General features: G+C 50.5%; 12 protein-coding genes and 1 pseudogene. All 13 read left to right on the plus strand.

Annotated elements, in window-relative coordinates:
* Nucleotide 1: 1 nt before the first annotated feature.
* Entirely contained in the window at nucleotides 2-1,036 is a 1,035-nt protein-coding gene (gene ytvI / locus B8987_RS14755; RefSeq protein WP_020373073.1) for a sporulation integral membrane protein YtvI, read from the plus strand.
* A 37-nt stretch (nucleotides 1,037-1,073) separates the two neighbouring features.
* Nucleotides 1,074-2,228 carry a 1-deoxy-D-xylulose-5-phosphate reductoisomerase gene (gene dxr / locus B8987_RS14760; protein ID WP_020373072.1) on the plus strand — a complete coding sequence of 385 codons (1,155 nt, stop codon included), beginning with the start codon at nucleotides 1,074-1,076 and terminating at the stop codon, nucleotides 2,226-2,228.
* 30 nt (nucleotides 2,229-2,258) lie between these two features.
* Nucleotides 2,259-3,281 (plus strand): RIP metalloprotease RseP, encoded by a 1,023-nt coding sequence (gene rseP, locus B8987_RS14765; protein WP_020373071.1) that lies wholly within the window; start codon nucleotides 2,259-2,261, stop codon nucleotides 3,279-3,281.
* 81 nt (nucleotides 3,282-3,362) lie between these two features.
* Entirely contained in the window at nucleotides 3,363-4,454 is a 1,092-nt protein-coding gene (gene ispG / locus B8987_RS14770; protein WP_026040456.1) for a flavodoxin-dependent (E)-4-hydroxy-3-methylbut-2-enyl-diphosphate synthase, read from the plus strand.
* Nucleotides 4,414-5,844, plus strand: coding sequence for a proline--tRNA ligase (gene proS, locus B8987_RS14775; RefSeq protein ID WP_020373069.1), 1,431 nt, complete (start codon nucleotides 4,414-4,416; stop codon nucleotides 5,842-5,844). The genes ispG and proS overlap by 41 nt, the downstream gene beginning before the upstream one ends.
* A gap of 26 nt (nucleotides 5,845-5,870) precedes the next feature.
* Nucleotides 5,871-6,512: a glycosyltransferase family 2 protein gene (locus B8987_RS14780; protein WP_020373068.1), complete on the plus strand. Its 642-nt coding sequence runs from the start codon at nucleotides 5,871-5,873 to the stop codon at nucleotides 6,510-6,512.
* A gap of 103 nt (nucleotides 6,513-6,615) precedes the next feature.
* Complete coding sequence (locus B8987_RS14785; RefSeq protein ID WP_020373067.1) at nucleotides 6,616-10,773, plus strand: PolC-type DNA polymerase III; 4,158 nt, start codon at nucleotides 6,616-6,618, stop codon at nucleotides 10,771-10,773.
* Nucleotides 10,760-11,944 (plus strand): MFS transporter, encoded by a 1,185-nt coding sequence (locus B8987_RS14790; RefSeq protein ID WP_020373066.1) that lies wholly within the window; start codon nucleotides 10,760-10,762, stop codon nucleotides 11,942-11,944. The genes B8987_RS14785 and B8987_RS14790 overlap by 14 nt, the downstream gene beginning before the upstream one ends.
* 355 nt (nucleotides 11,945-12,299) lie before the next feature.
* Entirely contained in the window at nucleotides 12,300-13,352 is a 1,053-nt protein-coding gene (gene nusA / locus B8987_RS14795) for a transcription termination factor NusA (protein ID WP_020373065.1), read from the plus strand.
* Entirely contained in the window at nucleotides 13,352-13,630 is a 279-nt protein-coding gene (gene rnpM, locus B8987_RS14800) for an RNase P modulator RnpM (protein WP_020373064.1), read from the plus strand. Before nusA ends, rnpM begins: the two co-directional genes overlap by 1 nt.
* A pseudogene (locus tag B8987_RS20265) lies at nucleotides 13,623-13,874 on the plus strand (L7Ae/L30e/S12e/Gadd45 family ribosomal protein); the annotation flags it as partial. The gene rnpM and the pseudogene B8987_RS20265, both read left to right, overlap by 8 nt.
* A gap of 64 nt (nucleotides 13,875-13,938) precedes the next feature.
* Nucleotides 13,939-16,581: a translation initiation factor IF-2 gene (gene infB, locus B8987_RS14810; RefSeq protein ID WP_020373063.1), complete on the plus strand. Its 2,643-nt coding sequence runs from the start codon at nucleotides 13,939-13,941 to the stop codon at nucleotides 16,579-16,581.
* 16 nt (nucleotides 16,582-16,597) lie between these two features.
* The gene (gene rbfA / locus B8987_RS14815; RefSeq protein ID WP_020373062.1) at nucleotides 16,598-16,948 is read left to right on the plus strand and encodes a 30S ribosome-binding factor RbfA; all 351 of its coding nucleotides are present in this window, start codon (nucleotides 16,598-16,600) and stop codon (nucleotides 16,946-16,948) included.
* The last annotated feature ends 16 nt before the right edge of the window (nucleotides 16,949-16,964 follow it).

Here is a 16,964-nt window from a genome sequence, read left to right on the forward strand (position 1 = left end):
AATGCGCAACTATATCAAACGAGTGATTATCTGGATCGTCATGTGTGGCATAGTGTATGCGTTTTGGCGATGGTATAGTGGCCTTCTTATGCCATTTGTCCTCGCAGTGTTGTTGGCAGTGTGGTTAGATCCCATTGTGGGTAAACTGGAGCATTGGGGCCTTTCGCGAAGTTTGGCGGCACTTTTGGCCGTTATCTCTTCGATTTTGGGCTTGTTTGTGATCCTTACTGTGCTAGCGACCGTATTGGTGACTGAATTGAAGCAACTTCTGAGAACGTTACCTGCGGTTGTCACCACAATAGAGCAGAGTTTATATGGTCTCGTCGACAAATTGGGGCAGGTCCAACAGCCCTTTGGTCCAGGTCCTGAGGGTTGGCAAATGCAGATGCAAACCGTATCGCGTTTAGTAGAATCGATTCTTCGCATGGTAGCAAATTTTCTCGTCCATTTGCCGGATACCATGTTAATGTTAATGGTAGCCGTAATGGCAGCCTTTTTTATTATGCGCGATAAGGAGCGGGTGGCCCGGCATGTTGTGGCATGGTTTCCACCGCCTTGGCGTCCTTATGTGGCATCTATGCGCACGGATATCACATCGGGGACTTTAGGGTTTCTCAAGGCACAACTCATGTTGGTGAGTTTGACGGCTTTAGGCACAATGACGGGTTTGTTGTTACTGGGGCTGCATTATGCCGTGCTGATTGGCATAGTGGCTGGCGTTCTCGATTTTATTCCTTATATGGGACCAACAACGATTTTGATTCCTTGGGCCCTGGTTCAACTGGTTACGGGCCATCCGGTCACTGTGGCAAAGATCGTTATCGTGATGTTAGCGGTGGCATTGGTTAGGCAAATTGCTGAGCCTCGGCTCGTGGGCCAGAATATGGGCCTTCATCCGCTTGTAGCCATACTCGCGTTGTACTTGGGGGTTCAATTCTTCGGGGCGTCGGGCTTTTTAGTCGGACCGATCTCGGCAGTCATCATCAAGGTGATGGCGCAAGTCTTTGATCCTCCCGCTCTTGATAGCAAAAGCTAACAAGAAGGAGAAAAATGCCAGAGAAGATGAGGCGATTATGACACAAATCATTGTTTTGGGGGCAACCGGTTCTGTCGGAGAAACAGCTTTTCGGGTTCTCCAGCACGATGCCGACCGCATTCGCGTCGATGGCCTAGTGGCGCACAGCAATTTTGAGCGCTTGTGGGAAATGGGTACAACCCTTCATGCAAACTGGGTGGGTCTAACAGATACAGAGGCCGCCATGAAACTCCGGGCCCAACATGGATCCCGAGGGCCGCGTATCATAGCAGGATTCGATGCAATTTTGGAAGAAATCGCATCCTCCCCAGCAGAAAAAGTGATTGGGGCCATGACAGGATTTGCCGGACTTTTGCCGACGTTAACAGCCATTCGCTACGGCAAGGACATTTTATTGGCCAACAAAGAAACGATGGTGGCTGCCGGGGATTTGGTCCGGCAAGCGGCGAAGACGAGCGGTAGTCACATTATTCCGGTCGATAGTGAACACTCTGCGATTTTTCAATGTCTCGCTCTGGATCAGCCCTTACGTCGTATCGTACTCACATGCTCAGGCGGTCCTTTTCGGGGACGAACCCGAAAAGACTTGGTTAATGTCCGCGTCGAAGATGCGCTCAAACATCCGAATTGGGCCATGGGGGCAAAAATAACGGTCGATTCCGCTACACTGATGAATAAAGGGTTAGAGATTATTGAAGCCCATCATTTATTTGATGTGACGTATGATCAAATTGATGTGGTTATTCATCCTCAAAGTGTTGTGCATTCGCTCGTGGAGTTTGTGGATGGGGCAACGATGGCCCAGTTGGGATGGCCGGACATGGCGGTTCCTGTGCAGGTGGCGCTCAGCTGGCCAGAGCGCTGGCCCCTTCCTCAAGAACCGTTAGATTTGACCCGTCAGCCCTTAACATTTGAGCCGCCGGATACCGAGACTTTTGAATCCTTGCGGATAGCCCGTGAAGCGGGAAGAATCGGGGGGTTAGTACCCACCGTGCTCAATGCCGCTAATGAAGTAGCGGTGTCACTCTTTTTATCGCGGGAAATCGGCTTTTTATCGATTATCGACATCATTAAAGATGTTTTGCAGGATTTCCGGGACAACCGACCGGTGGTAACGCTAGAGGATATCCTGGATGCCGACCAATGGGCCCGGCAAGATGCTGTGCGGGTCGCTCGACGCTATCAGCAATAAGCACTGTACCACCCTAAGGGAGGGAAGCCGATGACGACAGTGATCGCCATAATTCTAGTCTTTGGTGTGCTGGTTGCCGTCCATGAGTTGGGACACTTTTTGGTGGCCAAAGCGTTTGGTATGCGGGTTAATGAGTACTCTTTAGGCTTTGGCCCATCACTGTATAAGCACAAGTGGGGAGAAACTCAATATGCCTTGCGCATCATCCCTTTAGGAGGATATGTGCGTCTTGCCGGCATGGAAGGGGATAAGACAGGCGATCCTCGTGAATTTCCGAATCGTCCTTTATGGCAGAGATTTTTAGTGGTCTTGGCTGGCCCTTTTATGAATCTGATTTTGGCGGCGGTGTTGTATGCGGTCAGTTTTGGACCGGTGGGTATTCCCACCGCGACTACCACGGTCCAGCAGGCCTTGCCGCATTATCCGGCTTATGAGGCCGGCATCCGGCCCGGCGATAAAATTGTCAACATTGATGGTACCCCAGTGACCAATTGGGAAGAACTCGCTTCGGCGATTGTGGCTCATCATAATCAAGTCATGGACGTAACCGTTGTCCGCCATGGTCATCGTCAAACCTTTGCCATGAAGACGCGCTATGATAAAACGCTGCATCAGTATGTTATCGGTATAAAGCCGCAAGTCATTACGATTCATCTTAATCCCTTTAAAGCATTAGTCGCTGGCGTGACGCAAACCATTCAGCTAACTGGAGCCTGGTTCTTTGCTTTGTTCCGTTTATTAGGGGGTCACGGGCCGTTCGATTTAACAGGACCCGTGGGGATAGCTGAACTGGTGAGTCAAGCAGCACAATCGGGATTGGTGCAACTCTTGCTGCTATCTGCTGCCCTGTCGGCGAACTTGGGCCTGTTTAATATCTTGCCAATTCCCGTCCTCGATGGGAGCCGCCTCTTTTTAATGGTTGTCGAGGGAATCCGGCACAAAGCGATGGATCCCGACCGAGAGAATATGATTCATTTCGTGGGATTTGTGCTTCTTATGGCGTTGGTCCTGGTCGTGACCTTTCATGATATCGAACATTTATTCCATGCTTGAACGCATCGGGTCGTGTTAAGATAAAATAAGAGGAATTGGAACGATAAAGGAGGTGTGCCCGAATTTCGATTTCGGGCCCATATGAGCAAAGCTGTTCGAGTACGTGATGTCATCATAGGGGGCGGGGCCCCTGTTGTGGTGCAAGGTATGACCAAAACCGACACGAGAAATGTCAAAGCGACACTGGATGAAATTTATCGGTACGTGGATGTAGGATGTGAAATTGTTCGGGTCGCGGTGCCGGATCATGAGGCAGCTGAAGCCGTCAAGGAGATTGTGGCTCACTCACCGATTCCCGTTGTGGCGGATATTCATTTTGATTATCGACTGGCGCTTGAAGTCATCAAAGCAGGGGTCGATAAATTACGTTTGAACCCGGGCAACATTGGTGGGCGTGATCGCGTCGAACAAGTCGTCCGGGCGGCAAAGGAACGCATGATTCCCATTCGCATTGGTGTGAATTCCGGTTCAATCGAAAAGAACCTGCTGCATGATTACGGTCGGACCGCCGAGACGTTGGTGAAATCTGCGGAGAGCCATATCCAAATCTTAAATGATTTGGATTATGACAATATTGTGGTATCACTAAAGGCATCTGACGTGCCGACTATGGTAGCGGCCTATCGTTTGATGGCGAAAACCTATGACTACCCTCTTCATTTAGGCGTAACCGAAGCGGGTACGCTCTTTCAAGGCACCATCAAGTCGGCGATTGGCATTGGAACCTTATTAGCCGAAGGTATTGGAGACACCATCCGGGTTTCCTTGACTGCACCCGGCGAAGAAGAAATTCGCGTTGCCTGGGAAATTCTCAAAAGCTTGAAATTGCGGGATCGTGGGGCAAATATTGTCGCTTGCCCGACCTGTGGGCGCTTACAATTTGATATGTGGCCCGTGACCAATGAGCTCGAAAGACGGCTAGCGACCATTGCTGAACCCATTACGGTGGCGGTCATGGGCTGCGCAGTGAACGGACCCGGTGAAGCCCGTGAAGCCGATGTCGGTCTTGCGGGGGGAAAGAATATGGGGTTGATTTTCCGTCACGGGGAAATCGTGCGCCGTGTCGATCAAAAGGATATGGTAGAAGAATTGTGGAAAGAAATTTTGGATGCAGCTGAGGAGGTTCGTGCGGGTGGACAAAGTTCTCAAGGAAATCACCCCCAAGTCAAGTGATTTTTCTCAATGGTATGTGGATGTTATAAGAAAAGCCGACATGGTTGATTACGCTCCCATGAAGGGCTTTATGGTCATGAAGCCCTATAGTTACCGCATTTGGGAGTTTATTCAAGAGGCGATGGATCGCCGATTTAAGGAAACCGGTCATGAGAATGCCTATTTTCCTCTCTTGATTCCAGAACATCTCTTAGCCAAGGAAGCTGAACATATTGAAGGATTCTCCGCAGAAGTGGCGTGGGTCACCATGGGAGGGCGTGAAGTGTTGCCCGAACGATTGGCCGTGAGACCGACTTCAGAAACAATCATTGGTGCGATGTACTCCCAGTGGATTCATTCCTACCGGGACCTGCCGGTGTTAATTAACCAATGGGCCAATGTCCTGCGGTGGGAAAAAGCGACTCGGCCGTTTTTGCGCACGACTGAATTTTTGTGGCAAGAGGGACATACAGTACACCGTACCGCCGACGAAGCCTTACGAGAAACCTTGCAGCAATTAGAGATTTACCGGGAGGTTATTGAGGAATATTTAGCTATCCCTGTGATTCAAGGGGTCAAGAGTGCAGGAGAACGCTTTGCGGGAGCTGTTGATACCTATACCTTGGAGTCGTTAATGGGGGATGGACGGGCTCTTCAGACTGCCACCTCGCACTTTCTGGGCCAGCATTTTTCCAAGGCATTCGACATCCAATTTTTAGATGAAGATGGTGTGCTGAAATATGGGTGGACTACATCATGGGGCAGTTCTACTCGCATGATCGGTGCATTAATCATGGTTCACGGCGATGACAAAGGCCTGCGCCTGCCGCCGAAAGTTGCGCCCATTCAAGTGGTCATTGTACCGATTGGACGAGGAGAGGATCGGGAAAAAGTCCTAGCGCATGCGAGAGATTTAGCCGCGAGTTTGACCGCCATTGCGCGCGTTAAATTAGATGATCGGGATGAATTTACCCCAGGCTACAAGTTTAATGATTGGGAAATGCGTGGGGTGCCCTTGCGCATTGAAATCGGTCCTAAGGATATGGCCAAAAATCAAGTGATGATTGCTAGACGCGACACCGGGGAAAAGATCAGTGTGGCGGAATCCGACTTACTGACTAAAGTACCCGAATTATTAAATGCTGTGCAGGACGAACTATTCCGTCAGGCCAAAGAATTTCAACAATCGCACTCGTATGCGATTGCCAATTACCAGGAAATGGATCAATATGGATATCGAGGCTTTTTCCGGGGCGACTGGTGTGGAAGCGAAGAGTGTGCAACGCGCCTAAAAACTGAAACGGGTATCACGATTCGGTGCTTGCCCTTTGGCGAATCTCCCGTAACAGGCCACTGCGTTGTTTGTGATGAACCAAGCCAATACCGTGCGTTGTTCGCCCGGGCCTATTAAGTTCATGCGAATGAGGGTGTGGGTCCATGTCGAGAGAACGCGTTGCTGCGATTGTGCCGGCGTATAACGAAGAGGCTAACATCGCATGTGTTTTACAAGTTTTGTGTCAGGTACCGGAAATCGACCAAATCATTGTGGTCAATGACGGATCATTAGACCGCACTGGTGAGGTGGCTGCAAGTTTTCCCAACGTGACGGTAATCGACCAAATTGAAAATCAAGGGAAAGGGGCGGCTTTGAAAGTGGGAGCCGAAGCCGCCGATGCCGATATTCTCTTATTTCTCGATGCCGATCTCATCGGCTTGACCGTGCCGCACGTGCAACAACTGCTTAAACCGGTGCTAGACGGGGAAACAGATGCCACCGTGGGGATTTTTGACGGCGGGCGTACGAGCACGGACTGGGCTCAGGCTTTAGCCCCGTTTTTATCCGGTCAACGCGTTTTGCGGCGGGCGTTATTGACTGGCGTCGATCACATCGATGAAGCCCGTTTCGGCGTCGAATTGCAACTGCATCGGCAGTTAAAACGCATGGGAAAAGTTCCCAAAGAAGTCATTTTGAAAGATGTTTCTCAAGTCATGAAAGAAGAAAAATTAGGACTCGCTAAAGGATTTGCGGCACGCATGCGTATGTATTGGGAAATCATTCGGGAAATTCCCCGAATATAATGCCTGACTTTATCATTTTGTCACTTGCTGACGCTGCTAAATCTGCTAGAGATGATCAAAGATGCAATTCACTCCGTAAAGATGTCACGTGTGAGGGATTAAGATGCTGACAGACCGCTTACAAAGATGGCTAAATGAGGAACAGATACCGACCCTAGGCCATTTCGAACCGCTGTGGGCAGAAGTCAGCCAGACTCAAATTCGGATTGTGCTTGTTGAGAAGTCGCAAGAGGGGAATGAAGGTCTTCGCCGGCTAGCGGATCATCTGAGTAATGAGTGGGGACGTCATGTGGTTTGGGACGAATATCCATGGTCATCCCAAGCGGGAGAACGCCTGCAACAAATCTTTTCTCTAACAGGATCAGGAATTGGTCAATTGCTTGACCCCGAACAGGTGCACATGGGCTCTGAAGGGATTTTCGTGACTTTTCCCAATAACGTGGCCTATAAACTTTTTGAGCAATGGGGTGGTGTTCCCCGTTTGCAACGATATTGGCCCGGTATGCCTACCTGGCATGACCAAGTCTTAAGTCCGGCGCCTCCTGAACCTGATCCGGTACTCCCCTTTGATGTGTCGTCCCCTTCTTCTCCCTCGAATAATGTCATCGGAAATGGTGTACCAGATGGTGAAGCCATACCCATCGATACCTTACCGGAGGGCAAGGACGTTGTGGTCTTGGGCCAAATTGTCAGTGCCGACATCCGGGTGGGACGCGATAATTTGCGGCACTGGAGTGCTGTTTTAACGGATATGCATCATGCTGTCCGTCTCCGTTATTCGGAACGTCGGGGTCAAGCCTTCCCCGATATGTCATTGCTGGCTCCAGGCGTGTTTGTAAAAGTGCAAGGCCAGGTGGAAGAAGACAAATACAATGGCGAGAAGATTTTGCGCGTGAAACATGCAGGCATTGTGACCCCAATGAACGTAGAGGTTGACAATGCGCCTCGCAAACGTATTGAACTCCATGTGCACAGCCGCATGAGTGCAGGCGATGCTTTGATCAATTTACCGGACTTATTCCAGCATTTAAAAACCCTTGGGCACAGTCATGTGGCCATAGTGGATCATGCGGTTGTCCAAACCTATCCAGAACTTGAAAGTCTGAGTAAAAAAACAGGGATTCAGGCAATCTATGGGGTCGAAGTGAACATGGTTGACGACATGATTGCCCCCTTGACCGGCTATGTTCCCGAGGTTGATGGGACGCTGGAAAATCGGCCGATTGTTGTCTTAGATGTGGAAACGACCGGACTCTCTCCCCGCATTCATGAGGTCATCGAGTTAGGAGCCGTAAAGATTGAAAACGGGACGATTGTGGACCGGTTTCATTCGATGCTGAAACCGACCAGGAAAATCTCTCAAGCCACTCAGGACATCACGGGAATCCGGATCGATGAAGTCCTCCATGCACCGGATTCCGAGACCGTTTTTCGCGATTTTTTTGCTTTCGCTTCGGGCGCTGTCCTGGCCGCCCACAATGCCCGATTTGATATGGGCTTTATGTCACAGGCTTTTCACCGCGTTTTTCCCCAAGATGCGTGGCGATTCCCGGTTATTGATACGCTCGCGTTGGCGCGAATCCGACTGCCGGAGATGAAGAGTCATGGGTTAGGACCTTTAACGAATTACCTCAAGATTCCGTTGTCTCAGCATCACCGGGCCTTGGCTGATGCGGAAGCAACCGGTCTACTCCTATTAAAATTGTTGCAAGATCAAGATGGAACATTAGCTGAATTAGCGGCTCTAGCCGAACCTGTGCCCATTGCTTATAGCATTGGACGTCCCACCCCTGTCACAGTGCTCTTACGTTCACAAGACGGTATTGAAGCGCTTTACCGGCTTATCAGCGCTTCTCATCTGGAAACATTTCACCGGGTGCCTCGCGTGCGCCGCCAGCTTCTCGAAGAAGGACGTCAATATTGGCTTTTAGGTTCGCCTCTTCATGGCGGTGAAGTTCAAGACGCATTATTCCGGGGGGCATCGGAGGCTGACTTAGCCCGTTTGGCAACATTTTATGATTACTGGGAAGTGGGGCCCGTCAGTGCCGTCAAATCATTGACCCGCGAAGAAAATTTGGGAGATGCCGAACAGGTCCAACAATGGATCGCAGATTTAATTGGGTTAGGACAAAAATATGGCAAGCCTACGCCGGCCGTATCCGATGCTCATTATATTCGCCCCGATCAAAAAATTTTCCGGGAGATTTTGGCGACGACGGCCAAAGGGGAATTGCACGATGCCGATGATGACCTGCATTTTCGCACCACGGATGAGATGTTGGATGCCTTCGAATGGTTGCCAGGTGATGTGCGGCAAAAAATCGTCATAGACGATCCCTGGGTGCTCGCTCAGCAAATTCCGCCGATTAAACCGGTGCCCGATGGTCTATTTTCGCCGAAATTGGACGAAGCCGAAAAAACCATTCAAGACTATCCCATTGCTCGTGCTAAGGCATTATATGGCGATCCTTTACCCGAAATTATTCAAGCTCGGCTCGACAAGGAAATTCGTTCCATAGTGCAAAACGGCTTTTCGTCCATCTATTACATTGCCCACCGCCTGGTGAAAAAATCGCTCGACGATGGATATTTAGTGGGATCGCGAGGTTCCGTAGGATCTTCTCTGGTGGCCACATTTTTGGACATTACCGAAGTGAATCCATTGCCACCCCATTACCGATGTCCTTCATGTCGGTACACGGAATTTGTGACCGATGGATCGGTGGGATCCGGATTTGATCTGCCCCAGAAAGATTGTCCTCGTTGTCAGACGCGACTAATTGGTGATGGCCAAGATATTCCTTTTGAAACCTTTTTGGGTTTTGAGGGCGATAAAGTGCCGGATATTGATCTGAACTTTTCCGGGGAATATCAGCCTGAAATCCATAAATATACAGAAGTGTTATTCGGAGAAGGACACGTATTTCGGGCCGGTACCATTGCCACAATTGCTCAAAAAACAGCGATTGGGTTGGTATTAGCCTGGGCCCGGGAAAAAGGACGGGAGGTATCGGGCGCTGAACTAGAGTGGCTGGCGTCAGGCATCACGGGGGTCAAACGGACGACGGGACAACATCCTGGCGGACTCATGGTTGTGCCCCGCGATGAAGATATTCATCACTTTTGTCCCGTCCAACATCCGGCGGACGATCGCAATTCGGATATTATCACGACGCATTTCGATTACCATTCCATCGAAGGACGCCTGTTAAAATTAGATCTTCTCGGTCACGATGATCCAACGGCGATCCGAATGTTAGAGGATTTAACAGGCATATCCGCGAAGAGCGTGCCATTTCAAGATGAAAAAACTATGAGTCTATTCCGTGATGTTCAGGCCTTGGGCGTGAAAGCTGAGGACATCGGGACTCCGGTAGGTAGTCTTGGAATTCCTGAATTTGGAACGAGTTTTGTGCGCCGGATGCTGATTGACACCAAGCCGAAAACGTTTGCCGAATTGGTGCGTATTTCCGGACTGTCGCACGGCACAGAAGTGTGGGCTAATAACGCACAAGACATTATCCGACAAAATCTCGGGGGATTATCCGACGTCATTGCGACCCGTGATGATATTATGTTGTACTTAATCGCTCGGGGGATTGAACCGAAAGCAGCCTTTGCCATTTCTGAATCGGTGCGTAAAGGAAAAGGACTCAAGCCAGAACAAGAAGCTTTGATGAAAGAACATAATGTGCCTAACTGGTATATCGAATCTTGCCGCAAAATCAGTTATCTGTTTCCGAAGGCACATGCGGCGGCATATGTCATGATGGGATGGCGTATTGCCTGGTTTAAGGTGTATTATCCCTTGGCATTTTATGCGACCTACTTTTCGGTGAGGGCATCGGACTTTGACCCCGAACCGGTCTTAGGTGGGATGAAAGCCATTAACAAAATGCTGGCAGACATTGAGGAAAAGGGCAACCAGGCTACTGCGAAGGAAAAGGGATTAGTCACCGTTCTCGAGATTGCGCGGGAACTCTTGGCCCGCGGGTTCCGGTTTTACCCCGTCAGCTTAGAGAAATCGCATGCGACACGCTTCGAAATTGAAGAGGGGGGCTTGCGAATTCCTTTTGCCGCGTTGCCCGGTTTGGGACAAGCGGCCGCAGAAAATATTATTCAGGCCAGACAAGAAGCGCCCTTTTTATCGGTCGACGATTTGCGCCAACGAGCCCGGCTCAGCAAGAGTGTCATTGACCTCCTTAGAGCTCAAGGTGCGCTTAAGGACTTAGGAGAGACGAATCAGCTTGCATTTTTCTAATTCACAATCTGGGCGCGCTTTGTGGCCTTTATTGATTGCCACAATGGTCATTCAAAGTGGCTTTGGGTCGATCTTGCCCTTGTTGCCGTTGTTTGTCCGCCAGCGAGGCTTGCCACTCAGTTGGATTGGCTTGATGGCGGCACTGTACGCCCTGATTTCTTTTGTAGGACAACTCATTTTGGGCCCCTTGTCAGACCGGTGGGGAAGAAAACGCCTATTAGTTATTGGGTCATTTCTCAGCGCGTTGGGAACCTTTTTGTTTTTGCTGACCGTGCCGCCCGGATACTATCTATTGTTCCGGGCGCTGCAAGGGATCGGTGTGGCGGCTTTTCTGCCTGCAGCCAATGCTCTGGTGGCGGATTATGTGGAAGAAGAACACCGAGGACGCGCCTATGCGTTACTGTCTTCGTTCTATATGGCTGGATTTGCTCTAGGTCCGATGATTGGGGGACTCGCCAGTGCCACGGGCAGCTTAAGGGCGCCGTTTTGGGTGGGGACGGTGCTAGATTTTGGAGCCCTCATTGCCGTGATGACCGGGATTGCTAAGACACCGGTGGTGTCCCGCTTCACTAGGCGAGCAAATGATGCGCAGCCTGCCGTGATTCCCTGGCGTTATTTAGTTGGCTGGCTCATCATTAATTTTGGCTGGATGGGTTTAGGAGGTATGTATGATGCTACCTGGAGCATTTATATGCAAAGTATTGGTGCGAATTCCCTGCTGATTAGTTTATCGTGGACGCTGTTTGCATTGCCTTACTTACTCTTCAACTTTTTCGCAGGCCGTCTGGCGGATAATCCGGCTAGACGGCCCCGGTTAATTTATACTGGTGCCATTTTAAACGGTATCATGATTATGCTTTATACCTTATCTCGGTGGCCCTGGGTCTCTATCTTATTGTCGTCGATCGAGGCGATTGCCATGAGTTTGATTACTCCCGCCTTAAATGCGGATGTGATGGCTTTTGCTACGGATGCGACGCGTGGCAAAATTCAAGGTGTTTTCCAGTCGGCAGGGACACTGGGTTCTTTTGTGCTGGCTTTAATGAGTGGTTATTTGTTGCCGCGGGGCGCTACGGATGCTCTCTTGGCCGGTGCCTTGGTGCTCTTTTTGTCTATCGGTCTGGCTTTCATTTGGCAGGGAACCTTCGGAAGGCGCGCGTCAATGGAATAATTCCGTGTCATAGACCGTGTGTGTGGAGTGGGTCTCTCCGGCTCTATGATTCAATCCGAAAAAACTCCGGGACTCATCCCAAAGAGTCAATGCCCGATATCGCTCCCAGGAAGGGCAGAGATATGGCGCATCGTTGATAAATACGGCCGCGCCATAATGAAAGGAATTTTCCTGACACAGAACGGAAGGTGGGAGGGGACAAAAGGTTGTTCTCGTCTCGTTGACTGTGGTAAGATAAGGGTGTGACACTTTTAGTAATTTTAGAGGTAGGCTGATCATTGATCAGGCTCAGAGTGGGATCTTCCCACTCTTTTCGCTTGACAGGGGCCATGGCTCCTTTTAGGGGGGATATTGGGTGAATTCGGAATTGCTGAGCGCGTTAGATGACCTAGAACGAGAACGGGGCATAGATAAGGAAATTCTCTTTCAGGCAATTGAATCGGCGCTTATCTCGGCATATCGGCGTAATTTTGCCTCCGCCCAAAACGTGCGCGTACGTATTGACAGGCAAACTGGCGCTACGCAGGTATGGGCGCAAAAGACTGTCGTGGCAGAGGTCCAGGATCATCGTTTAGAAGTAGGGCTGGACGAGGCTCGCGAAATCCGTCCCGGCTCTGTGGAAGGCGATATTCTCGAGTTTGAAGTCACACCCAAAAATTTCGGCCGCATTGCTGCGCAAACCGCTAAACAGGTGATTGTGCAGCGTATTCGTGAAGCAGAACGGGGATTAATTTACGAGGAATTTGTGGGCAGAGAAGGCGACATTGTCACGGGATTAGTCCAACGTGCAGAACGGGGCCTTGTCTATATCGATCTGGGACGTACTGAAGCCATTATGATGCCTAGTGAACAAGTGCCAGGCGAACGCTTACGAGCTAACGAGCGGGTCAAACTTTATGTTGTTGAGGTCAAAAAAACCAATAAAGGACCACAAATATTTGTCTCCCGTAATCATCCGGGGTTGATAAAACGTTTGTTTGAGCTCGAAGTACCAGAAATTCATGATGGTGTAGTAGAAATTAAAGGGATTGCGCGCGAAGCGGGAGCGCGGACTAAAATCGCCGTGTGGGCCGAAGATCCCAATGTCGATCCAGTCGGATCGTGCGTGGGGAACAAAGGAACGCGTGTTCAAGCTATTGTCCAGGAGTTGCACGGGGAAAAATTGGATATTATTCGCTGGGATCCCGATCCCACCATTTTTGTGGCCAATGCGTTATCGCCGGCTCAAGTTACCGAAGTGGTTGTCGAACCGGACACTCGTGTGGCTCGGGTGGTGGTTCCGGATAATCAATTATCGTTAGGGATTGGCAAAGAGGGGCAAAACGCTCGACTTGCAGCCAAACTCACAGGTTGGAAGGTGGATTTGCGGTCTGAGTCGCAGGTTTCCAATAGTGGGAGCTGGTGGTAATGAAAGCCAAGAAGATACCTATGCGGACATGTGTGGCGTGCCGAACAACGCGTCCCAAACGGGAGTTAATTCGCGTCGTGAGGACCCCCCAAGGAACGGTGACGATTGACGGGCGCGGTAAAATGTCGGGACGTGGGGCGTATATTTGTCCCACTGTAACATGTTTTGATCAGGCACTGAAATCTAAACGGCTTGAGGGAGCGTTAGAAGTGACACTACAAGACGAAGTGATTGAACAGCTGCGACAGTTAGTGGAAAAGGAGCACGTCAGTGGATAACTGGTTAAACTGGATAGGTTTGGCGAAACGCGCTGGCCAATTGGCGCCTGGGCATAATCAAGTGCAAAAAGCGATGAATGAGGGCACAGCAAAACTCATTCTGATTGCACTCGATGCCGGGGAGTCAGTTTATCGCAAGTACCACCTGTGGGCCCAAAACTTAGGGGTTCCGTTAGTTCAAGCGGGGTCCATGATCGATATCGGACGCTCTATGGGCATGGGTCCGCACGCGGTACTTGCGATATTGGACAAAAACATCGCCAACCGCCTGGCTACCCAGTTGGGAGTTTCATCAGGGGGGATAAAGTTTGACAGAAAAAGAAAAAGTTCGAGTGTACGAGTTAGCCAAAGAAGTGAAGTTAGACAGTCGACGTCTGATCGATCTTCTCCATCGTCTTCACGTCGAGAACATCAAGAACCACATGAGCACGGTCGAACCGGAAGCCGTGCAAACGGTCAAAAACATCATGGAGGGAAAGTTGCCACCAGAACCGCCAACCACTCCAACCGTGGTAAAAAAGACTGAGAGTTCAGCAGGAGAAACCGCTGCACGGGAAACCGCAGAATCGGCAGTGGTTCACCATAGTAATGCGTCGACGACGCCACCCGCGTCTAAACGGCCAGCTCCTACGCCTGCGGCCAATGCGAGTGCGGGTGCACGCCCTGCTACTAGTGGTACCAATCGCAATTATAATGAACGACGGGGGAGTCAAGCACCCTACCGGGATCATAACCGCTATGATGCGGGGAATAATGCGCACCGTCCCAGTGGCGGAGGAGCTCCTAACCGCCCACAAGGCAGTGGGAGAAATCCTGCTTATGCGAATTCTGGACCGCGTCCCCAACCGGGCGGTGATCGGCGTCAAGGTTCTCAAGGAAATTCGGCGGGAAGGCCCCAAGGTGGAAATTATCAAAGACCCAGTACTAATTCGCATTCCACTTCTGCTCGCAGTAGCGCACCTTACCGTTCAGGCCCTAAGCCGTTGACGGTTCCGCCAGTTCCCGTTCCACCGACACGCCCTAGCAAAGAGCAGAGTCGTCGCGGCATTCATAACAATAAAGACCGCCGCAACGTGCACGAGGAGATTGGACGGCGCCGGGGCGAGTGGGATGAAGAACGTTATGGGAGCAAAAAGCGAAGCAAGTCGCAAAAATCGGCGGCTAACCACCAAAATGAAACGGCCATGCCTCCGGTTCAGCGTCATATTGTTCTTTCTGGATCGATTATGGTCAAAGATTTAGCAGACCAATTGGGCGTCAAGGCCAATGAGTTGATAAAACGCTTGATTGCCTTAGGCGTTATGGCAGGTGTGAACCAGGAATTAGACCGAGATACGGCTGTGATTGTCGCTACCGAATTGGGAGCAACCGTAGAAGAACGGGCAACTCAAGAGGAACAGGAAGAGTTAATTTTGCAAGGTGAAGACGATAGTCCCGAAAGTCTTACGGAACGACCCCCTGTCGTTACTGTGATGGGACACGTGGATCACGGCAAAACGTCGTTATTGGACCGCATACGCGCGACGCGCGTGACGCAATCTGAAGCCGGTGGCATTACCCAGCATATTGGGGCCTCAGTCATTGAATGGCATGATCGCAAAGTGGTCTTTTTAGACACGCCGGGTCACGAAGCCTTTACCTCGATGCGGGCTCGCGGTGCTCAAGTGACGGACGTGGCAGTCTTAGTGGTAGCTGCCAATGACGGAGTCATGCCGCAAACCGTGGAAGCCATTAACCATGCCAAAGCCGCTAATGTGCCCATTGTTGTCGCGATCAACAAAATCGATTTACCGGATGCCAACCCGGACAAAGTGCGAACGGAACTCAGTAATTATGGCTTAATTGCGGAGGAATGGGGCGGCGATACCATTATGGTGCCTGTGTCTGCCCGAACCGGTGAAGGCATTGACCAATTACTAGAAGCACTCATTCTTCAAGCCGATATTCTTGAGCTAAAGGCTAACAGTCACCGACCTGCACAAGGAACGATTATTGAGGCTAAGTTAGACAAAGGGCGTGGGCCCGTCGCGACCGTATTAGTGGCCAAGGGATTGCTTAAGGTGGGCGATGTCTTTGTGGCCGGGTCAGTGTATGGCCGTGTTCGCGCGCTCATTAACGACCGGGGACAACGCGTAAAAAGCGCTGGACCTTCCATGCCCGTCGAGGTGTTAGGTTTTAACCAGTTACCCGAGGCAGGCGATGACTTTGTCATTTTGGCGGATGAGAAACAGGCGAAAAGCATTGCCGATGCCCGCCAGGAGCGACTCAAACGGCAGTCGGAATCTGCAGGGCGCGGGGTGTCTCTCGACGACTTCTTGCAACGCCTGAAAGATGAAGCCGTTAAAGAACTGAATTTAGTAATTAAGGCGGATGTCCACGGTTCGGCGGAAGCCTTAGCGCAATCCGTGAGCAAATTGTCTAATGAGGAAGTTCGTGTCAGGGTTCTTCACTCCGGTGTTGGTACCGTGACCGAAACCGATGTGATGTTAGCTCAGGCGTCTAATGCGATTATTGTGGGTTTTGGGGTTGGCGTGGAAAATAAAGCGCGTCAGATTGCTGAAAAAGAACATGTCGACATTCGCAACTACCGGGTAATTTATGATGCCATTGATGATATCAACAAATCTCTTAAGGGGATGCTAGAACCGAAGTATCAGGAGGTTATCCTCGGACGGGCCGAGGTGCGAGAAGTGTTCCGAGTACCCAAGGTGGGTGCGGTGGCTGGTTGTTATGTCACCGATGGCAAAATCTTGCGTTCGGGTAAAATCCGTGTGATACGCGATGGAGCAGTCGTTCACGAAGGCAATATCGGATCGTTAAAGCGTTTCAAAGATGATGTGCGCGAGGTCGCCTCCGGATTTGAGTGTGGGATTGGTCTAGAAAAGTTCAATGACATCAAAGTCGGTGACATCTTCGAAGCCTTTACGGAAGAAGAGGTCAAGGCCAGTTAAAAGTGAGGGACTGACGATGAATAAAGCGCGTGCCCAACGAATTGCGTTATCTATTCAGCAAGAGCTCGGGGAGATGCTTCAGCGGGATGTTAAAGATCCGCGAATTGGTTTTGTCAGTATCACGCATGTGGATTTGTCGCGAGACTTGTCTGTAGCAAAGGTATATGTTAGTCATTTAGGGAATGCTGAGGAAGCGCAAGCGAGTTTGGCGGGGCTGAAAAGTGCTACACCCTTTTTACGCGGGGAAGTAGCGCGCCGGTTGCATCTCCGGCTTGCCCCCCAGCTAGACTTCCGATTAGATACGTCGATTGTGGAAAGTATGCACATTCAAGATATTTTGAAGACGTTGCCCGACCAACAATCATAAGACTCGGGTCTTCGTT

The organism is Sulfobacillus thermosulfidooxidans DSM 9293 (genome assembly GCF_900176145.1).
Lineage (GTDB): Bacteria > Bacillota > Sulfobacillia > Sulfobacillales > Sulfobacillaceae > Sulfobacillus > Sulfobacillus thermosulfidooxidans.